Here is a 20,299-nt window from a genome sequence, read left to right on the forward strand (position 1 = left end):
ATTATGAAAGAGTTAAGCGGTTCGGCAATGATTTGCGAGGCTTTAAAAGAAGAAAATGTTAAAATTGTTTTTGGTTATCCTGGAGGCGCTGCGCTTAATATTTATGATGAAATTTACAATCAAAAGTATTTTAAACATATTTTAGTGCGTCATGAACAAGCGGCTTTGCATGCTGCTGATGCTTACGCAAGAATGAGCGGAGAAGTGGGCGTAGCTATAGTTACAAGCGGACCAGGTTTTACAAATACTATTACAGGTCTAGCTACGGCTTATAGCGATTCTATCCCTTTGGTGTTGATTTCAGGGCAGGTGGCAAATTCTCTTATTGGTACAGATGCTTTTCAAGAAATTGATGCAGTAGGCATTTCAAGACCTTGTGTAAAGCATAATTATTTAGTTACTTGTATAGAAGAGTTTCCACGCATTTTAAAAGAGGCTTTTTATATAGCAAGAAGTGGTAGACCTGGGCCTGTGCATATAGATGTGCCAAAAGACGTAAGTGCAACTTTGGGACTTTGGGAATACTCTAAAGAAATTTCCATGAAGACTTATAAGCCCGTTTATAAGGGTAACTCAAAGCAAATTAAAAAATTTGCAGAGCTTTTAAAAGAAGCAAAAAGACCTTTGTTTTACTTAGGTGGAGGTTGCATCAGTTCTAATGCAAGCGAGCAAATCAGAGAGCTTATAAAATTTACAAAAATTCCAGCAGTTGAAACTTTGATGGCGCTTGGAACTTTAAGAAGTGATGATGTTTTTAATCTTAAAATGGCAGGCATGCATGGAAGCTATGCTGCTAATATGGCTTTAAGTGAGTGTGATTTGCTTGTGAGTGTAGGAGCGAGATTTGATGATAGGATTACAGGAAAAACAAGTGAATTTGCTAAACATGCGACTATAGTTCATGTTGATATTGATCCTAGTTCTATTTCAAAGATTATCAATGCGCATTATCCTATAGTAGGAGACATTAAAGAAGTTCTTAAAGAGCTTTTAGAAGAGCTTAAAAAGGAAAATTTCAACACAACTTTTAAAGAATGGCATGAAACTTTAAAGCGTTATAATGAACTTTATCCGCTTTCTTATGAAGATAGCAATGAGATTTTAAAACCGCAATGGGTGATTGAAGAATGTGCGAAAATGGCTCCAGATGCAAGGATTATTACCGATGTGGGTCAGCATCAAATGTGGGTAGCGCAGTTTTATCCTTTTAATTATCCAAGACAACTTGCAACAAGTGGAGGGCAAGGAACTATGGGATATTCTTTACCTGCTGCTTTGGGTGCAAAGCTTGCTGTGGGTGAAGAAGTGGTGATTAATTTCGTAGGTGATGGATCGGTTTTAATGAATATCCAAGAGCTTATGACTGCTTATGAGTATGGTATAAAAGCTATAAATATTATTTTAAATAATGCCTTTTTAGGTATGGTAAGACAATGGCAAAGTATGTTTTATAAAGAGCATTTTTCACAAACTGATTTAAGCACTCAGCCTGATTTTATCAAAATAGCTCAAGGTTTTGGTTGTGAAGGTTATGAAATTTCAAACAAAGAAGAATTCATTCAAGCTTTTAGCCAAGCTTTAAAAAGTGATAAAACCTCTCTTTTAAATGTAAAAATTGATCGCTTTGAAGATGTTTTACCTATGGTGCCTGCAGGAGGTGCGATTTATAATATGATTTTACCAAAGGCAAAGGATAGACAATGAGAAGGGTTTTATCGGTAATTGTTTTAAATGAGCATGGGGTTTTATCTCGTATAGTAGGACTTTTTTCAGGAAGAGGTTATAATATTGACTCGCTTACAGTAGCACCTTTGGAAAATAAAGAATTTTCTCGTATTAATATAGTCACTTCAGGAAATGAAAGAACTTTTGAGCAGATAGTCAAACAACTTCATAAGCTCATTCCTACTTATAAAGTGATAGAAAGTGAAGAATTTATTGACAAAGAAATGGCTTTAGTGAAAATTCCTTTAAATGAAAATTTAGGCGGACTTGATGCCGTTTTGAAAGCTTATAATGGTACTATTGCAAATAGCAATGAGAATTTTTTGTTTTTAATGGTTGCTGATGATGCAAATCGCATTGATAATTTTTTAAAAACAATTAAAAAATACAATCCTAGTGATATAGTTCGCAGTGGATCTGTTTTGATGGAGATTAAATGAAATTAAGTGAAATAGCAGAATTTTTAAGCTTGGAATATAAAGGCGAGGATATAGAAATCAGTGCTTTAAATTCTTTATTGAAAGCAAATTTTACAGAGCTTACTTATTGTGATGGTGAGAAAAATACCAAAGATATACCTCACACAGGAGCTGCTGCTATTTTAGTATCTAAAGAATATGAAAATTTAGTACCTAAAGATACTAAAGCTTTGATTACTCAAAGTCCACATTTGAGTTTTGCTTTTTTAAGCAAGCTTTTTGCTAAACCTTTGATAAGCACAGCTAAAGAAAAAGTACAAAATATCGCAAAAAGCGCAAGAATCATGCCTAATGTTTATATAGGTGATAATGTAAATATCGGTGAAAATGTAATCATTATGGCAGGAGCTTATATAGGCGATAATGTCAGCATTGGTGATGAGAGTATTATTCATCCTAATGTAGTGATTTATAATGATACTAAAATCGGTAAAAAATGTCATCTGCTTGCTAATTGTGTAATAGGAAGTGACGGTTTTGGTTATGCGCACAATAAAAACGGCGAACATTATAAAATTTATCATAATGGCAACGTGGTTTTAGAAGATTTTGTAGAAGTGGGGGCTTGTACAACTATAGATAGAGCAGTTTTTGATAGTACTATTATCAAAGCAGGTACTAAGGTAGATAATCTAGTTCAAATCGGACATAATTGCAATATAGGTCAAAATTGTATCATTGTGGCACAAACTGGAATTTCAGGTTCAAGTGAGTTAGGACGCAATGTTATTATGGGTGGTCAAAGTGCAACGAGTGGACATTTAAAAATAGGCGATTTTAGCACTATAGCTGCAAGAGGCGGTGTGAGTAAAAATTTAGAAGGCGGGCGTGTTTATGGAGGTTTTCCTATCATGCTTCAAAAAGATTGGCTAAAACTTCAAGCTAAAATAGCAATAAATTTTAAAGAAAAATCACAAGATTAGCATCGCATCGCCATAAGAGTAAAAGCGATATTTTTCTTTTATGGCGAGTTCATAAAGTTTTAAACACTGTTCTCTACCGATAAAAGCTGAAACTAGCATGATAAGAGTAGATTTTGGTAAATGAAAATTGGTTAAAAGATGATTTTGTCTTATAGGTGGATTTTGCGGGTGTAAAAAAAGATCACAAAAACCATTTTTTGTTTTAGTTCTTGTATAATATTCTATGGTTCTTGTTACCGTTGTTCCTACGCCTAAAATAGCTTGTTTAGAATCTATAATTTCACATGCTTGCTGCGGAATATTAAAAAATTCGCTATGCATTTTATGCTCTTGTATATTTTCACATTCCACGCTTTTAAAGGTTCCAGCTCCTACATGCAAGGTTAAATGATAAATTTCGTGTTTTTTTCTTAAATTTTCAAGCATAGTCTCACTAAAATGTAAACTTGCAGTCGGAGCAGCCACTGCGCCTAAATTTTTTGCAAAGATACTTTGATAATCTTTCAAATCACTTTTTTCATCCTCCCTTTTAATATAAGGAGGCAAGGGTATATGTCCTATCTTGTCAAGCAGGTTGTAAAGATTTGAGGTGTCTAAGGTTTTATCATTTTGAAAAAATTGAACTTTTCGAAGACCATCATTTAAAAGTTCTACAACGCGTACTTTTAAATCCTCTTTAAAATATAAGATTTCATCTTTTTTAATGCGCCCTTTAATTTGAGCTAGAAAAAGCGGATTGTGAGAATTTAAAAAAGGTTGATGCAAGAAAAGCTCTATTTTTCCTCCGCTTGCTTTATTGCCATAAATTCTTGCTTTAATAACTTTGGTATCATTGAAAAAAATCGCGCAGTTGGGTAAAAAGTCTTGTAAATTTTTAAAAGTAGTATGAAAAATTTCTTTGTTTTTGCGATCAAAAACCAAAAGCCTAGCATCTTCTTTTGGATTTGTAGGATAGTTGGCTATGAGTTCATTAGCTAGAGTGTAATCATAGCTTGAAAGAAGTAAGTCTTTATTCATCACTTTCTTTATCTTTTGGAGCAGGATTTACCTTTTGAACAATTAAAATAGAAAGTCCATAAAGTCCGCAAAGTGGTCCTGCCATTAAAAATTGAGATAAAACATCAGGTGGAGTCATAAAGGCTGAAAAAACAAAAATAACTAAAACAGCTATGCGAAAATGGCGTTTTAAAAAACTATCATCTATAAGTCCGATTTTAGCAAAGAAAAAGGCAATTACAGGCATTTCAAAAGCTAAGCCAAAAGCCACAACAACTTTGGTAAAAAAATCTACATAAGTTCCTATGGTAATCACAGGATTAAAATCTTCATTTAAACCAAAATTAATCAAAAATTTAAAAGCCAAAGGCACTACAACAAAATAGCAAAAACAAGCCCCAAAGGCAAACATAATGCTTGCAAAGCTAACAAAAGGCACTACAAGGCGTTTTTCATTATCATAAAGTCCTGGAGCTACAAATTTCCAAAATTGCCAAAAAATTACAGGTAGAGAAAAGATAAAGGCTGCAAAAAAACTAACCTTCATTGCGGTAAATAAGGCTTCTTGTACTTCAATTACATTCACATGTTTGGCTACTTCGGGTAAAACAGCTATAAGTGGAGCTTTTAGAATATCTAAGATATAGCTTCGTAGAGCAAAACATACAATAAACATAACTACAATGCAAGCAACGCTTATAAAAAGGCGTTTTCTAAGTTCTATTAAATGAGGTCTTAATTCTTCAAACATTTATTTTTCCGTTTTTATCTTGTGTTTCTAATTTGCTAAGATTTGGTTTTTCTTCTGTATTTAAATTTTGTCCGCTAAGGTTATTTTTTACTTTATCATCTCTGCTATCAAAGGTTAAATCTACCTTTGTTTTATCTAAAATATCTCTCTTAAGGTCATCAAATTCTTCAAAGCTGAGTTTTTTGCGTATATTTTCATTAGTGCTTGAAAATTCATCTTTGTATTTCTTAGCTTCTTCTTTTAAGTCATTGATGCGTATTTCTTTTTCTATGCTTGATTTTGCATCATCTATGTTGCGTTTTACAGCCTTTAGAATTTTTGCTATTTGTACTATAGCTTCTGGAAGTTTATCAGGTCCTAAGACTAAAATCGCTACAACTAAAATAACTATAATTTCACCAAAACTCATTAATCATTACTCTTTGATTTGATATTTTAATAAATATTTTACTTAAAAAACTTAAATTTAAGATGAGAGATATAAAGCAAGTTCATCGCTAATGAGAAAATTAGGATTAAAATATCTTTTATTTTTGTAAAAAAGTTTTTTTTCTTTTAATAATATATTTATTTTGTCTTTTTGCCATTGATTGAGTTTTGTTTCATCAATCCCTACTATACTTCTAAGTCCTAAAAATAGGTGCTCTAAATTCAAGTCTTTGGAACTTAGTTGCTCTATAGATCTAAAAGTAGGATTTTCTATGTAATTTTTTAAATTTTTTGCTGTATAAAAACGCTTATTTTCATAAAATCCTACTGCACTTAATCCACAAGCTAGGTAGTTTTTTCCTTGCCAATAAGCAAGATTATGTTTGCAAATTTGGGCTTTGGTTTTTGAAAAATTACTGATTTCATATTGAAAAAAGTCAAGCTCTAGAAGTTGTTTGATGAAAAATTTCATTAAATTAGGAGCATTTTTTTTGAAATGTTCTTTTTTAGCAAAGGCTGTGTTTGATTCTATGGTTAAATTATAAGCACTAAGGTGTGTGATTAAATCCTTGATTTGTTTTAAGTGTAAGAGTTCAAATTCAAGCATTTTTTTATTGTCTAATTTCGTATCATAAATAAGATCTAAATTGATATTTTTAAAACCTACTTTATTTGCGTTTTCTAATGTTTTGATAATCATTTCTTGATTGTGAATTCTTCCAAGAAAGTGAAGTTTTTTAGGATGAAAACTTTGAACTCCAAAAGAAATGCGATTAACTCCTAGATTTTTCATATTTTTAAGCCAATTTAATGTTGCTGAGTTGGGATTAGCTTCGCATGAAATTTCTACATTTTTATCTAGTAAGGGATATAAAATTTTAAAAATATCTTCATAATTATACGCATTAACACAACTTGGTGTTCCTCCGCCTATGAATAAGGTTTTAATTTGATTTGATTGAATGTTAAATTGTTTTAATTGAAAAACAATATCTTCTTTTAAAGCCTTAAAATAGGCTTTTTCATAATCATTTTTTTTCAAACTTGTAAAAGCGCAATAATTACATTTGCTTTCACAAAATGGAATATGGATATAAAAATGCATAAAAACCCTAAAATATTTTATTAAATTTTTTAATGTATTTTAATAAAAATTTGATTTGATTTAGGTTAAAATTATATCCTTGAGATTTAAGGAACAATATTGTGGAAAACGAGAAAAATTATAGACCAAATGTTGCAGCTATTGTTTTATCAAGTTCTTATCCTTTTGAGTGTAAGATTTTTATAGCTAGAAGAAGTGATATGGATAATATTTGGCAATTTCCACAAGGAGGTATTGATAAAGGTGAAAGTGTCAAAAACGCTTTATTTAGAGAACTAAAAGAAGAAATAGGCACTGATGAGGTTGAAATCATTGCTGAGTATCCAGAATGGTTGAGTTATGATTTTCCGAGTAAAATTGTTAAAAAAATGTATCCTTATGATGGGCAGATTCAAAAATATTTTTTAGTGCGTTTAAAGCACGGTGCTACAATCAATATCAATACTAAGCATCCTGAATTTGATGATTATCAATTTGTGAGTGTTAAACAAATTTTTGAAATGATTAATCATTTCAAAAAAAATATTTATGTTAGAGTGATCAAATATTTTGAAGAGAAAGGTTATATCTAAAATGCTTATAGTTCAAAAATATGGTGGAACAAGCGTTGGAACACTTGAGCGTATCGAAGCAGTAGCCAATAGGGTTATCCAAAGTGCGCAACAGGGTAATCAACTTGTTGTTGTAGTATCTGCAATGAGTGGGGTGACAAATACTCTTATCGAGCAAGCTGAATATTTTAGTAAAACTCCTAATGGTAAAGATATGGATATGCTTTTAAGCAGCGGAGAGCGTGTAACAAGCGCTTTACTTTCTATTGCTTTAAATGAAAAGGGTTGTCCCGCTATATCGTTTTCTGGGAGAAAAGCAGGAATTATTACAGATAGTGTTTTTACAAAGGCAAGAATTCATCATATTGATACAAAAGCGATAAAATCAGAACTTCAAAATGGTAAAATAGTTGTTATAGCAGGTTTTCAAGGTGTAGATGAGGAAGGTAATGTAACTACCTTAGGGCGTGGTGGAAGCGACTTAAGTGCTGTGGCGGTGGCAGGTGCCTTAAATGCGGATTTGTGTGAAATTTATACCGATGTTGATGGGGTTTATACAACAGATCCAAGAATTGAACCAAAGGCAAAGAAATTGGATAAAATTTCTTATGAAGAAATGCTTGAACTTGCAAGTTTAGGTGCAAAAGTTTTGCAAAATCGCTCTGTAGAACTTGCAAAAAAATTAAATGTTAATTTAGTAACTAGAAGTAGTTTTAACAATAACGAAGGAACAATGATAACAAAGGAAGATGGAATGGAACAAGCTTTAGTAAGTGGTATTGCTTTGGATAAAAATCAAGCAAGAGTGACTTTAAGAAATATAGAAGATAAGCCTGGAATCGCAGCTGAAATTTTTTCTGTTTTAGCAAATGAAAATATTAATGTAGATATGATTATACAAAATGTTGGAGTTGATGGTGCTACAAATTTGGGTTTTACGGTTCCTCAAAATGAACTTGAATTAGCCAAAAATGCTATGCAAAAAATTTTAAGCTCAAAAACAACTATAGAAAGTGATAGTGCTGTAGTAAAAGTTTCTATAGTCGGCGTAGGTATGAAATCACATTCAGGAGTGGCAAGTAAAGCTTTTAAAGCTTTAGCTGATGAGGGGATTAATATCGGTATGATTTCTACTAGTGAAATAAAAATTTCAATGATAGTTCATGAAAAATACGGAGAACTTGCAGTTAGAGCACTACATGAGTGCTACGGACTTGATAAATAAATGAGTGATTTTTTAAGTTTTACTCTTGAAAATATTCGCAATGGCGGAGCTTTTATGGCATGGTTGGAGTCGCGTCGTTTAGAATGGGCTCCTTTGATGGCTGCAAGACTTAAATATCTTTTAGAAGGACGCACTTTTGTATTAATGTGTGATGAACAAAGATCTTGGTATGAAGAGTATTTTTTAAAAAATATAAATTCAAAAGCCACTCGTCCCATGCTCCCTTTTGTGTCGTTAAATTCTTTATGTAAGAAGAAAGTACAAAGTTCAGAAGATATAGCTTTACTTAATGACTTGCTTGACATTTCTTTTCCTAATGGTTATGTATATTTTTATATAGGAAGTGCTTCTGATAATAAATCTTTAATCGCTAAATCAAGAGATGATAGTTTATTGTGGCTTTTTGATGAGCAGTTACAAGATAGTTTTTATTTAAATTCTAAAGATAAAGACTTGGATATCAAGCTTATTAGTTTATATCAACTTTTTGATGTAAGTTTGGATGCAATATTATTTTCCAAGGTGCAATTAGGATAAATATTTTGTTTATTAGTAAGATTATTATCAGTGAAGATTTTTTAGGTATTAAGGAAGAAATGATTAATAATTTTGGTATTAAAAAATTAAGATTTTTTATACCACAAAATGAATTTTTACTTGATGATGCAAGAGCGGTTGAAAAAGAAAGCTATATCGCAGAAACTGAAGAAAAAATTATTGTTTTAATGGCGGATTCTTATAGGATAGAAGCGCAAAATTTTTTACTTAAACTCCTTGAAGAACCTCCAAAAAATATTAAATTTCTTATTGTGATACCTTCTAAAAATTTACTTTTACCTACTATAAAATCACGTCTTATTTGTGAAAAAAGAAAAGTTGAAAAGGAAGTTAAAAAACTTGATTTAGATCTTAAAAGAATGGATTTAAGAATGCTTTTTGATTTTTTGCAAAAAAATGAAAATTTGGATAAAAATGAACTTATGGATCAAATCGCATTGCTTGCTAAAGAATGTGTGAAATATAAAGATTTTAACGCTGAAGAATTAGAGTTTTTTTATGAAAGTTATGAGCTTGCAAAATTAAATTCTAAAAGCGGGGTGCTTTTAGCTACTCTTTTATTAAATTACTATACAAAGAAATAAAATGAAATTTTTTAAAATCAATCCAAACACCGATTTTAATTTGCTTTGTTCTTTCATAAACCCTCATAAAATGGGACAAAAGATCATGAGTGAAAAAACAAAAATTCATTTTATTTTTATCAAAGATATTTCTACTCCTGCGGCAAATATTTTAAAACAAGATGCTTTAAGAGTAGGAGCTGAACTTATTACTCATAAAGAAGTAATTACTGCAAAAATCACTCATTCAAATGCGCTTTTAATGGCAAGTAAAGAGCAAATTCAAAAGCTTGTTGTCAAAGAAAAACTTCAAGATTTTGGACTTAAAAATTTGGCTCTTTTTTTGCAAAAAGATTTTTTAAAACCGAAAAAAGCCGAGCTTATGGCAGTGATTAATGTCAATGAAGACAGTTTTAATGCAAAAAGTCGTGTGAGTGAAGAAGACTTTGAAAAAAGGCTTAATGACTTTCTTGCTTTAAAGCCTGAATATATCGATATAGGTGCGGTAAGCTCAAGACCTGGGAGTGAGTATTGTGGCAAGGAAGAGGAATTTAAAAGACTGAAAAAAGTACTTGACTTAATTTATGAGAAAAATTATTACGAACAAGCAATTTTTAGTTTAGATAGTTTTGATGAATATTGTCTAGAATATGCTTTAAATAAGGGTTTTAAACTCATTAATGATATTACAAGTTTAAGAAATCTTAATCTAGCCAAACTTGCAAGTAAATATGGGGCAAAATATTGCTTAATGCACATGCAAAACAATCCAAATAACATGCAAGATAATCCTTTTTATGAAGATTTGCTTGATGAGATGACTTTGTTTTTTAAAGAAAAACTTGAGCTTTTAGAAAGTTTTGGAGTAAAAGAAAGTATTTTAGATGTAGGTATTGGTTTTGGAAAGAGTGCGGGGCATAATATGATTTTAATCAAACACTTAGAACATTTTTTGCAATTTAATAAACCTTTACTTATAGGTGCGAGTCGTAAAAGTGTGATTAATGCGTATTTTCAAAGCGAGATTAAAGATCGTTTAGCGGGAACTTTATATTTGCATTTAAAGGCTTTTGAAAATGGTGCTAGTATTATAAGAGTGCATGATTTATATGAGCATAAACAACTTTTTGCTTTAGCGCAGGCAATGGATAATATAGGAGTTTAGATGAAAAAAGAAGAGTATTTAGAAAAAGTTGCTTTAGCTAATTTGTGGATGAAGGCATATTATGAAAAAGATGAACCCTTGGCTAGCGATGAAGAATACGATGCTTTAATCAGAGAATTAAGAGTTTTTGAAGAACAAAATAAAGATGAAATTTCAAAAGACTCTCCAACGCAAAAAATAGCTCCTACTATACAAAGTGAGTTTAAAAAAATAGCTCATTTAAAGCGTATGTGGTCGATGGAAGATGTGTTTGATGAGAGTGAGCTTAGAGCTTGGGCAAAACGCGCAAAATGTGAAAAAAACTTTTTTATAGAGCCTAAATTTGATGGAGCGAGTTTAAATTTGCTTTATGAAAATGGTAAATTAGTAAGCGGCGCCACTAGGGGCGATGGCGAAGTGGGTGAGGATATAACGCTTAATGTTTTTGAGATAGAAAATATACCTAAAAATATAGCCTATAAAGAAAGGATAGAAATTCGTGGAGAAGTGGTGATTTTAAAAGATGATTTTGAGAAAATCAACGAAAAAAGAGCCCTTTTAAATCAAAGTTTATTTGCCAATCCACGCAATGCTGCAAGTGGGAGTTTAAGGCAGCTTGATACAAGCATCACTAAAGAAAGAAATTTGAAATTTTATCCTTGGGGAGTAGGGGAAAATACCTTAAATTTCACCAAACACAGCGAGGTGATGCAATTTATCAGAGAGCTTGGTTTTTTAAAGGATGATTTTGTAAGACTTTGCGCTAATTTAGACGAAGTTTTAAAAGCTTATGATGAGCTTTTAGCTCTAAGAGAAAAAAAACCTATGATGATGGATGGAATGGTGGTAAGAGTTGATGATCTTGCACTTTGTGAAGAATTAGGCTATACGGTAAAATTTCCAAAATTTATGGCAGCTTTTAAATTTCCTGCGCTTGAAAAAACCACGCGTTTAATAGGGGTAAATTTACAAGTAGGAAGAAGTGGAGTGATCACTCCTGTGGCAGTTTTAGAACCTGTAAATTTAGATGGGGTTGTAGTAAAATCAGCCACCCTTCATAATTTTGATGAAATTGCAAGACTTGATGTTAAAATCAATGATTTTGTAAGCGTGATAAGAAGTGGCGATGTTATCCCTAAAATCACTAAGGTTTTTAAAGAGCGTAGAGAAGGTTTAGAGATGGAAATTTCACGCCCTAAGCTTTGTCCTACTTGCCAAAGTGAGCTTTTGGATGAAGGAACTTTAATAAAATGTCAAAATATAGATTGTGAAGATAGACTTGTAAATTCTATCATTCATTTTGTTTCTAAAAAATGTCTTAATATCGACGGACTGGGAGAAAATATAGTAGAACTTTTATACAAGCACAAAAAAATCACTACGCTTGAGAGTATTTTTCATTTAAAATTTAATGATTTTGAAGGTTTGGAAGGCTTTAAAGAAAAGAAAATTAACAATCTTTTAAATGCCATAGAACAAGCAAGAGAATGTGAGCTTTTTCGTTTTATCACAGCTTTAGGAATAGAGCATATTGGCGAGGTTGCGGCTAAAAAATTAAGTTTAAGTTTTGGTAAAGAGTGGTACAAGCAAAGCTTTGAAGCTTATGCCAATTTAGAAGGTTTTGGAGAGCAAATGGCTTTAAGTCTTTGCGAATTTACGCGTGTTAATCGCACAAGAATTGATGAGTTTTACAAGCTTTTAAATTTGAAAATAGAAAAACTTGAAATCAAAAGCGATGGTGTGATTTTTGGTAAAACTTTTGTGATTACAGGCACTCTTTCACGCCCAAGAGATGAGTTTAAGGCTTTGATAGAAAAGCTTGGGGGTAAGGTAAGCGGCTCGGTTTCTAAAAAGACTGACTATGTGCTTTTTGGAGAAGAGGCAGGTTCTAAGCTTAGTAAGGCTAAAGAGCTTGAAGTAAAATGTATAGATGAAAGTGCTTTTAATGAGCTTGTTAAAGAATAGTTCTTATATTTTAACGCTTTTAAGCCTTTTTGGCTTTTTGCTAACTTGGCAAAGGAGTGCTTTTTCTTTATTTTTTTTAATTTCTATTTTTTTAACACTTTTTTGGGAATTCTTTTTATTTTTAAAGCTTAGAAAAAATATTATAAAAGAAGCTACTTTGATTAAGGGAAGTTTGTTTTATCGTGTTAGTATGGGGGATTTTTATCTTTATATTTTTAGTTTTTTCTTGGCGATTTTTGGACTTGTTTCTTTATTTTTAAATTTTTTAAATCTTGAAAAAATTGATTTTGTTTTTATATTTATAATTTTACCTTTATTGATGATATTTTTAAAAAAAGAATTGCATTTGCAATTTGTAGATAATGCTTATAATGATTTTAGAATAGTTGTTATCGCTAGTTTTTTTACTGCTTTATTTTATGCATTTTATGGGCTTTTTTTTACTTACAATGAACTTTTAAATTTAGAACTTTTTTCTAGGAAAATCATTGCCTATAAGAGTGCTTCTTTTGTTTATTTTGATTTTTTATCTGAATTTTTACATTTTGTTTCAAATTTAAAATTTTTTATTTTTTCTTATTTTGGATATTTGGGGTTTAGGGCTTTAAATTTTATTTTTGATTTTTTTAATTTTTTTATGTTTTGTTCTCTTTTGGCTTTTGTTTTTAATTTTGTTTTGAAAATAAAGATAAAAATAATTGTTTTATTTTTATGTTTTATCATGGTTTTAGGAAATTATTTTTTAAAAGAGCAAAGAAATAATGCCTTAAAATCCGAACAAGAGCAAATACTTTTATGGATGAATAATTTTAATTTTTTAAAAGATAATAACTTAAGTTTAATTCAAAAAGAAAAAGATCTTTTTGAAAAAGATCTTAAAGATCTTAGAGAAATTTTTAAAAAAAATGCTTTTGAAATAGGTATTTGGTGGTTTTCTAAAGAAAAAGAAGACTTAGAAAAAAGAATAAATGAGAGTTTAAAATGAGATTTGATTTTTTTGTTTCAAAGCGTTTAAATATCAGTAGAAATAAAGCTTTAGAGCTTATAGAAAATGAAGAGATTTTACTTAATGGTAAAAGTTTTAAAGCTTCTTTTGATGTGAAAAATTTTTTAGAAAATTTAAAAAAAACGCAAGATTTAAATCTTGAAGATATACTTTTAGCCAATGAGTTAAAATTGGATCTTTTAAGTGAAATTTATGTTTCAAGAGCAGCTTTGAAATTAAAAAATTTTTTAGAAGAAAATGATATTGAAATAAAACATAAAAATTGTCTTGATATAGGATCTAGTACGGGTGGTTTTGTGCAAATTTTACTTGAAAATCAGGCTTTAAAAATCACTGCTCTTGATGTGGGTAGTAATCAACTCCATTCAAGTTTAAGAGTAAATGAAAAAATTATCTTGCATGAAAATACAGATCTTAGAGCCTTTAAAAGTGAAGAAAAATTTGAACTTGTTACTTGTGATGTGAGTTTTATTTCTCTTATTAATTTACTTTATTATATTGATAATTTAGCTTTAAAGGAAATTATTTTACTTTTTAAACCTCAGTTTGAAGTGGGAAAAAATATTAAAAGAGATAAAAAAGGTGTTTTAAAAGATGATAAGGCAATCTTAAAGGCAAGAATGGATTTTGAAAAAGCATGTGCTAAATTGGGTTGGCTTTTAAAAAATACGCAAAAATCAAGCATTAAAGGAAAGGAAGGTAATGTTGAATATTTTTACTACTATATCAAAAATTAATATTACCTCTTTAGCCATAGGTTGTTTTGATGGTATGCATTTAGGACATCTAAAACTTGTAAAATGTTTAGATGAGAATGGGGCTTTATTAGTTATTAATAAATTTAAGGGTCAATTTCTTTGTTCAAATCGTCAAAAAGAAGAAATTTCAGGAAAAAAAGTTATAGAAGTGGATTTTGAAAGTATAAAATCTTTAGATGGTAGAGATTTTTTAAGCTTTTTGAAAAAAGAATTTGTCAATTTAAAATTTATAGTGGTGGGATATGATTTTTCTTTTGGGAAAAATAGAGCTTATAATGCTAAAGATATTGAGTCTTTAAGTGGGATAAAAACTATAATAGTTGATGAATTTAGCATAGACGGAATAGGTGTTCATGCAAGTTTAATTAAGGATTTTTTATCAAAAGCAAATTTGCAAAAAGCAAAAGAATTTTTAGGAAGAGATTATAGTATCAAAGGGAAGATGATTAAAGGACAAGGTTTGGGCTCTAAAGAACTTTTTGCGACTATAAATTTAGATTGTGAAGGTTATTTTTTACCTCAAAATGGTGTTTATGTTACTTTGTTAAAAAGTCAAAGAAAAACTTATAAAAGTGTGAGTTTTTTAGGTGTAAGATCAAGCGATGAAAATTTTGCTATAGAAAGTCATATTTTAGAAGAATTGGGTGAAAATTTCACGCAAGGAGAGTTTTTTGAACTCGAGTTTATATCTTTTCTAAGAGAGAATCAAAAATTTCAAGATCTAAAAAAACTTAAAAATCAAATTGCTAAAGACATAGAGCAAGCTAGAGAATTATTAAGGAAAAATGATGAAAGATGAACTTTTTAAACAAAGCCCTAAAAAACAATTTGAATTTGATAAAAGCGTGGCTAGTGTTTTTGATGATATGATCAATCGTTCTGTACCATTTTATAGAGAAAATTTAGAACTTTGTGGCAATTTATTGGCTAAAATTTTACCTACAAATGCAAGTGTTTGCGATTTGGGCTGCTCAAGTGCTAATTTTTTGATTTTTTTGGCAAATCTAAGAAAGGATTTTAAACTTTTTGGCGTGGATAATTCTGCTTCCATGCTTGAAGTTGCAAAATCAAAAGCTAAAGCTTATGGGCTTGATATAAGTTTTTTTGAAGCTAATTTATGCGAATTTGATTTTTTTACTTGCGATGTTTTTGTAGCAAATTATACCATGCAGTTTATTCGTCCTCCTAAAAGACAAGAATTGCTTGATCAAATTTATAAAAATTTAAACTCTAAAGGCATTTTGATTATGAGTGAAAAAATCCTTTATGAAGATGCTTTTTTGTCTAAAAATATCATAGAACTTTATGCTGATTATAAAGAAAAACAAGGCTATTCTAAGTTTGAAATCGCAGCTAAAAGAGAAGCTTTGGAAAATGTTTTAATTCCTTATAGTCAAAAAGAAAATTTAAATATGCTAGAAAAGGCAGGTTTTAAGAAAATAGAAAGTATTTTTAAATGGGCAAATTTTGAAACTTTCATAGCTTTTAAGGATTAGAAATATTTTCATCTTCCCATTCATCTTTTGGAAAACCTATCTTATATGCATTAACACAATCTTGACTAATGATAGCTTTGTGTCTGCATTCTAAACTTCTTTTTTTTGCTTCCTCGGGGTGATTTTGATAATATTCTACACTTTTGGTTTGTTCGCATGCTGCAAAAAATATACCAATAAGGCTTAAAAAAAGAGTTATTTTCATGGTCATTTTTCCTGTGTCATATTAACATCATCGCTAAAGATAGAACTTTGATTGTCTTCTGTTGTTTTGGAAGGATAAATTTCAGAAGGTGTTTCTGCTATAGGTGGTATTATAATACTTTCATTATTTTCTGAACTTTGGTTAATATCTTTTGTGGTTTTTTCTTTTTTTAAATCATTTTGTTTTAAAGCTTCTAATATTTGATTATCAGATTTTTTCGGTGTGTTTGGACTGTATTTACCCTCTTCATTTGTTGGTTTAACACCAACTTTTAATGCATTAATACAATCTTCGCTAAGAGTTCCGCTTTCTTTGCATTCTTTCGCTTTTTCTTTTGCTTCGCTAGGAAGATTTTTGTAGTAATTTTCTGTTTTACTATCACAAGCTGTTATATTAATAACTATTAAAATTGCAAGTAAAATACTTAGTCTTCGCATTTATCAATCTCCTAAAATTTTTAATATCTTAGCAAACTTGTATAAAGCAACGATAAATTATTTTTCTTCATTGTAAGAAAAAATAGGTAAAGACCATTGATATTTGATAGCTAAAAGCCTTGCAAAAACTCCTATAAAAAGAGTTAAAAGTGTGCAAACTAGGGCATTAAGCTCAAGCCAAATTATTAGAGAATAATAGATTGCTCCTGCAATTATGGCAATTCCTGCATAAATTTCTTTTTGAAACACCAAGGGGATTCTCATACATAAAATATCTCTTAAAATTCCACCAAAAACACCGGTAATTACAGCGGCAGCAACGGCTATGATAAAGCCATGGTTTTGATCTATAGCTATTTGAGCTCCAAGTATGCTAAAAACAACAAGTCCTATAGCATCAAGAGTTAGAAATAAAGTTTCAAGTTTGGTTACTACGCGCGGAATTTTTGTGGCTACAAGGGCGCAAAAACAGATTAAAATAATATATTCAGGATGTTTAACCCAAGTTAAAGGATAATGTCCTAAAAGCACATCTCGTATGCTTCCGCCTCCAATTGCTGTTACGAGAGCAATAAAAATAACTCCAAAAAGATCCATTTTGTGGCGTCCTGCAGCTAAAGCTCCTGTCATTCCTTCTGCGGAAATACCTATGATATAAAGAGTGGTTATCGTAAGAGCATTTATCTCCATAATTTATACCTTAAAATTTATCACAATTTATTTGATACTGTTTAATATTTTCATCATTTACTTCGTGGTTTGGTGCTTGATAGCATTCTTTAAATTTCGGAGTTTTAATAATTTTCACATAAAAACTTGGTATAGCAATACGGTTTTTAATGTATTGTGGTTCTTTATCGTAAAGTACTAAATTTAAAACTTCGATACTTTGAAATTCTAAAGCTAAATTTCTTTCTCTTTGTTCGATTTCATTCCAAATTTTATTATTTATTTGTGCATTTTGTGGGGTAATATTACTCATTAAAAATACTGAATTTTGAGCAGCTTTACTAAAGCTAAAAGAAGCATTGGGTGCAGTGTGTCCTCGTGTGTAACCACTGTTTTTATAATTACTCCAAGTAGTGCGGTATTTTTTAGGAATATTTGTATCATCTTCAAAGCGAGGGCGTTTTTTGATTTGTCTATCTTTCAAATTTGAAGCTTCTACCTTATAAGCAACAGCTTTTGTGCCTTTGAGTTTATAATCATAGCAATTTAGATAAAAAAACTTATCTAAGATTTGCGAGCAATTTATATTGTTAAAATAAGAAGAAAAATCAGCACTAGGCTTGTAAGGTTCTAAGGCAAAAATATTAAGAGATATAGTGAGTAAAAAGATGAAAATTTTCATTTAAGTTCCTTATCTTTACTTTTGCAAAGATGATTTAAAAAGCATTCTTTACATAAAGGTTTTTTAGCTTTACAGGTGTAACGTCCAAAAAGAACCATGGCTTGATGAAGATAGTTAAGATTATCTTTAAATGTGCGTGTTAAATCTTCTTCTGTAGCTTCTGGAGTTTTTGCTTTGCTAAGTCCTAAGCGGTGAGAAACTCTAAAAACATGAGTATCTACAGCCATGAAATTTGCTCCGCACCATTCTATTAAAACTACATGAGCGGTTTTTTGTCCTACGCCTGCTAAGGATTTTAAATTTTGTTCATCAAGAGGAATTTCTCCGTCAAAATTTTCACAAACTGCTTTTGCCATTTTTATAAGATTTTGTGCTTTATTATTAAAAAATGAACAAGTTTGTATATAGGTTTTAAGACTTGATAAATTTGCATTTGCAAGGGATTTAATATCAGGATAAGCTTTAAAAAGATCAGGAGTGATGAGATTAACTCTTTTATCAGTGCATTGGGCTGAAAGCATTACGCAGACTAAAAGCTCATATAAATTTGAAAATTTAAGCTCTGTTACAGGCTTGTCAAAATGTTTTAAAAAAAGTTCTTTGATTTCTAAATTTCTTTTCATTTTTTAATTTTAGTTAATTAGCTTTAAACCAAGTTTAGATATAATTGATTTTATATACATTTTATTAAAAAGGAAACCTAATGAAAAAATTTTCTTTAGTCGCAGCAACTTTGATTGCAGGTGTAGTTTTAAATGTAAATGCAGCTACAGTAGCTACTGTTAATGGCAAGAGCATTAGCGATACAGAAGTAAGTGAATTTTTTGCCCCTATGCTTAGAGGACAGGATTTTAAAACTTTGCCAGATAATCAAAAAAAAGCTCTTATTCAGCAATATATTATGCAAGATTTAATTTTGCAAGATGCTAAAAAACAAAATTTAGAAAAAGACCCTTTATACACAAAAGAACTTGATCGTGCAAAAGATGCAATACTTGTTAATGTTTATCAAGAGAAAATTTTAAATACTATTAAAATTGATGCGGCTAAAGTTAAAGCTTTTTATGATCAAAATAAAGACAAATATGTAAAACCTGCAAGAGTGCAAGCAAAACATATCTTAGTAGCGACAGAAAAAGAAGCTAAGGATATTATTAACGAACTTAAAGGTTTAAAAGGTAAAGAACTAGATGCTAAATTTAGCGAGCTTGCTAAAGAGAAATCAATTGATCCAGGTTCAAAAAACCAAGGTGGTGAGCTTGGTTGGTTTGATCAATCAACTATGGTAAAGCCTTTTACAGATGCTGCTTTCGCGCTTAAAAATGGTACTATTACTACAACTCCGGTAAAAACGAATTTTGGTTATCATGTAATCTTAAAAGAAAATTCGCAAGCTAAAGGTCAAATCAAATTTGATGAAGTAAAACAAGGTATTGAAAACGGACTTAAATTTGAAGAATTTAAAAAAGTTATCAATCAAAAAGGCCAAGATCTCTTAAATAGTGCTAAAGTGGAATATAAATAATGGGTGTTTTAGACATTGTAAAAGCAGGGGTGATTAGCGGAGATGAGCTTAATAAAATTTATGACTATGCTAAAGCAGAGGGTTTTGCTATCCCTGCTGTTAATGTTGTAGGAACTGATTCTATTAATGCAGTTTTAGAAGCTGCAAAAAAAGTTAACTCTCCAGTTATTATCCAGTTTTCAAATGGTGGGGCAAAATTTTATGCAGGGAAAAATTGTCCTAATGGAGAAGTTTTGGGTGCAATTAGTGGGGCTAAACATGTACATTTACTTGCTAAAGCTTATGGTGTACCTGTGATTTTACACACTGATCATGCTGCAAGAAAACTTTTGCCTTGGATTGATGGGCTTATTGAGGCAAATGCACAATATAAAAAAACCCATGGACAAGCTTTATTTAGTTCTCATATGCTTGATCTTAGCGAAGAAAGTTTAGAAGAAAATCTTAGCACTTGTGAAGTTTATCTTCAAAAACTTGATGCTTTAGGTGTCGCGCTTGAAATAGAATTAGGTTGTACAGGTGGCGAAGAAGATGGAGTGGATAATACAGGTATTGATAATTCCAAGCTTTATACCCAACCAGAAGATGTAGCTCTTGCATATGAAAGACTTGGAAAAATTAGTGATAAATTTTCAATCGCAGCAAGCTTTGGAAATGTACATGGAGTTTACAAGCCAGGAAATGTTAGCTTACAACCTGAAATTTTAAAAAATTCGCAAAAATTTGTAAAAGATAAATTTGCTTTAAATAGCGATAAGCCTATAAATTTTGTATTTCATGGCGGTAGCGGTAGTGAGCTAAAAGATATTAAAAATGCAGTAAGCTATGGCGTAATTAAGATGAATATTGACACAGATACTCAATGGGCTTTTTGGGATGGGGTGCGTGAATATGAACTTAAAAATAGGGCTTATTTGCAAGGACAAATTGGAAATCCAGAAGGTGATGACAAGCCAAATAAAAAATACTATGATCCGCGTGTTTGGTTAAGAAGCGGTGAAGAAAGCATGATAAAACGTCTTGAAATCGCTTTTGAAGATTTAAACTGTATAAACAAAAACTAAGCATTTTAAAAGCTTAGTTTTATTTTGTTTTAAAAATTTTTAT

At 30.6% G+C, this 20,299-nt stretch carries 24 protein-coding genes; 15 read left to right on the forward strand and 9 right to left on the reverse strand.

Annotated elements, in window-relative coordinates:
* Positions 1-3 precede the first annotated feature (3 nt).
* Genes FBF20_RS03140 through lpxD form a run of 3 tightly spaced genes read left to right on the forward strand, consistent with a single transcriptional unit; the run spans position 4 to position 3,127 of the window.
* Complete coding sequence (locus FBF20_RS03140; protein ID WP_002852093.1) at positions 4-1,704, forward strand: acetolactate synthase large subunit; 1,701 nt, start codon at positions 4-6, stop codon at positions 1,702-1,704.
* Complete coding sequence (ilvN, locus tag FBF20_RS03145; RefSeq protein WP_002852211.1) at positions 1,701-2,165, forward strand: acetolactate synthase small subunit; 465 nt, start codon at positions 1,701-1,703, stop codon at positions 2,163-2,165. Before FBF20_RS03140 ends, ilvN begins: the two co-directional genes overlap by 4 nt.
* Positions 2,162-3,127, forward strand: a complete 966-nt coding sequence (gene lpxD / locus FBF20_RS03150; RefSeq protein ID WP_002852180.1) for a UDP-3-O-(3-hydroxymyristoyl)glucosamine N-acyltransferase — start codon at positions 2,162-2,164, stop codon at positions 3,125-3,127. The genes ilvN and lpxD overlap by 4 nt, the downstream gene beginning before the upstream one ends.
* On the opposite strand, the gene queA is transcribed toward lpxD, so the two are convergent.
* The 4 genes from queA to hemW are packed head-to-tail and all read right to left on the reverse strand — an operon-like array spanning position 3,116 to position 6,408.
* Complete coding sequence (queA, locus tag FBF20_RS03155) at positions 3,116-4,144, reverse strand: tRNA preQ1(34) S-adenosylmethionine ribosyltransferase-isomerase QueA (RefSeq protein ID WP_002852279.1); 1,029 nt, start codon at positions 4,142-4,144, stop codon at positions 3,116-3,118. The genes lpxD and queA overlap by 12 nt on opposite strands.
* Entirely contained in the window at positions 4,137-4,874 is a 738-nt protein-coding gene (gene tatC, locus FBF20_RS03160) for a twin-arginine translocase subunit TatC (protein ID WP_002852171.1), read from the reverse strand. The genes queA and tatC overlap by 8 nt, the downstream gene beginning before the upstream one ends.
* Positions 4,867-5,283, reverse strand: coding sequence for a Sec-independent protein translocase protein TatB (gene tatB, locus FBF20_RS03165; RefSeq protein ID WP_002852097.1), 417 nt, complete (start codon positions 5,281-5,283; stop codon positions 4,867-4,869). The genes tatC and tatB overlap by 8 nt, the downstream gene beginning before the upstream one ends.
* 57 nt (positions 5,284-5,340) lie before the next feature.
* Positions 5,341-6,408, reverse strand: a complete 1,068-nt coding sequence (gene hemW / locus FBF20_RS03170; RefSeq protein ID WP_002852262.1) for a radical SAM family heme chaperone HemW — start codon at positions 6,406-6,408, stop codon at positions 5,341-5,343.
* Positions 6,409-6,509: 101 nt separating this feature from the next.
* On the opposite strand from hemW, the gene FBF20_RS03175 reads away from it, so the two are divergent.
* Genes FBF20_RS03175 through cmoA form a run of 10 tightly spaced genes read left to right on the forward strand, consistent with a single transcriptional unit; the run spans position 6,510 to position 15,674 of the window.
* Entirely contained in the window at positions 6,510-6,980 is a 471-nt protein-coding gene (locus tag FBF20_RS03175; protein ID WP_002852091.1) for an RNA pyrophosphohydrolase, read from the forward strand.
* Position 6,981: 1 nt separating this feature from the next.
* Entirely contained in the window at positions 6,982-8,184 is a 1,203-nt protein-coding gene (locus FBF20_RS03180; protein ID WP_002852266.1) for an aspartate kinase, read from the forward strand.
* Positions 8,185-8,721, forward strand: coding sequence for a HobA family DNA replication regulator (locus FBF20_RS03185; RefSeq protein WP_002852154.1), 537 nt, complete (start codon positions 8,185-8,187; stop codon positions 8,719-8,721).
* 5 nt (positions 8,722-8,726) lie between these two features.
* Positions 8,727-9,326, forward strand: a complete 600-nt coding sequence (locus FBF20_RS03190; protein WP_002852167.1) for a DNA polymerase III subunit delta' — start codon at positions 8,727-8,729, stop codon at positions 9,324-9,326.
* A gap of 1 nt (position 9,327) precedes the next feature.
* Complete coding sequence (gene folP / locus FBF20_RS03195) at positions 9,328-10,470, forward strand: dihydropteroate synthase (protein ID WP_002858587.1); 1,143 nt, start codon at positions 9,328-9,330, stop codon at positions 10,468-10,470.
* A complete protein-coding gene (gene ligA, locus FBF20_RS03200; RefSeq protein WP_002890331.1) occupies positions 10,471-12,414 on the forward strand; it encodes an NAD-dependent DNA ligase LigA in 1,944 nt (647 codons plus the stop codon). It begins immediately after the preceding gene.
* Positions 12,395-13,399 (forward strand): membrane protein, encoded by a 1,005-nt coding sequence (locus tag FBF20_RS03205; RefSeq protein WP_002852264.1) that lies wholly within the window; start codon positions 12,395-12,397, stop codon positions 13,397-13,399. Before ligA ends, FBF20_RS03205 begins: the two co-directional genes overlap by 20 nt.
* Complete coding sequence (locus FBF20_RS03210; protein ID WP_002890333.1) at positions 13,396-14,157, forward strand: TlyA family RNA methyltransferase; 762 nt, start codon at positions 13,396-13,398, stop codon at positions 14,155-14,157. Before FBF20_RS03205 ends, FBF20_RS03210 begins: the two co-directional genes overlap by 4 nt.
* Positions 14,123-14,977, forward strand: coding sequence for a bifunctional riboflavin kinase/FAD synthetase (locus FBF20_RS03215; protein WP_002852206.1), 855 nt, complete (start codon positions 14,123-14,125; stop codon positions 14,975-14,977). Before FBF20_RS03210 ends, FBF20_RS03215 begins: the two co-directional genes overlap by 35 nt.
* Positions 14,964-15,674 carry a carboxy-S-adenosyl-L-methionine synthase CmoA gene (cmoA, locus tag FBF20_RS03220; RefSeq protein WP_002859101.1) on the forward strand — a complete coding sequence of 237 codons (711 nt, stop codon included), beginning with the start codon at positions 14,964-14,966 and terminating at the stop codon, positions 15,672-15,674. Before FBF20_RS03215 ends, cmoA begins: the two co-directional genes overlap by 14 nt.
* On the opposite strand, the gene FBF20_RS03225 is transcribed toward cmoA, so the two are convergent.
* Genes FBF20_RS03225 through nth form a run of 5 tightly spaced genes read right to left on the reverse strand, consistent with a single transcriptional unit; the run spans position 15,664 to position 18,290 of the window.
* Positions 15,664-15,885, reverse strand: coding sequence for an EexN family lipoprotein (locus FBF20_RS03225; protein WP_002859102.1), 222 nt, complete (start codon positions 15,883-15,885; stop codon positions 15,664-15,666). The two genes, cmoA and FBF20_RS03225, sit on opposite strands and share 11 nt — an antisense overlap.
* On the reverse strand, positions 15,882-16,316 hold the full coding sequence (locus FBF20_RS03230; protein ID WP_002890334.1) for an EexN family lipoprotein: 435 nt from the start codon (positions 16,314-16,316) through the stop codon (positions 15,882-15,884). The genes FBF20_RS03225 and FBF20_RS03230 overlap by 4 nt, the downstream gene beginning before the upstream one ends.
* A gap of 57 nt (positions 16,317-16,373) precedes the next feature.
* Complete coding sequence (locus FBF20_RS03235) at positions 16,374-17,006, reverse strand: trimeric intracellular cation channel family protein (RefSeq protein ID WP_002852232.1); 633 nt, start codon at positions 17,004-17,006, stop codon at positions 16,374-16,376.
* Positions 17,007-17,016: 10 nt separating this feature from the next.
* Positions 17,017-17,667 (reverse strand): DNA/RNA non-specific endonuclease, encoded by a 651-nt coding sequence (locus FBF20_RS03240; protein ID WP_002852117.1) that lies wholly within the window; start codon positions 17,665-17,667, stop codon positions 17,017-17,019.
* Positions 17,664-18,290, reverse strand: coding sequence for an endonuclease III (gene nth, locus FBF20_RS03245; protein ID WP_002852225.1), 627 nt, complete (start codon positions 18,288-18,290; stop codon positions 17,664-17,666). Before nth ends, FBF20_RS03240 begins: the two co-directional genes overlap by 4 nt.
* An 80-nt stretch (positions 18,291-18,370) precedes the next feature.
* Between nth and peb4 the strand changes: the two genes are divergently transcribed.
* Positions 18,371-19,192, forward strand: coding sequence for a peptidylprolyl isomerase PEB4 (peb4, locus tag FBF20_RS03250; protein ID WP_002852119.1), 822 nt, complete (start codon positions 18,371-18,373; stop codon positions 19,190-19,192).
* The gene (gene fbaA, locus FBF20_RS03255) at positions 19,192-20,256 is read left to right on the forward strand and encodes a class II fructose-bisphosphate aldolase (protein WP_002852272.1); all 1,065 of its coding nucleotides are present in this window, start codon (positions 19,192-19,194) and stop codon (positions 20,254-20,256) included. The genes peb4 and fbaA overlap by 1 nt, the downstream gene beginning before the upstream one ends.
* The last annotated feature ends 43 nt before the right edge of the window (positions 20,257-20,299 follow it).

It is taken from the genome of Campylobacter sp. CFSAN093259, from assembly GCF_012889985.1.
GTDB classification, from domain to species: domain Bacteria; phylum Campylobacterota; class Campylobacteria; order Campylobacterales; family Campylobacteraceae; genus Campylobacter_D; species Campylobacter_D jejuni.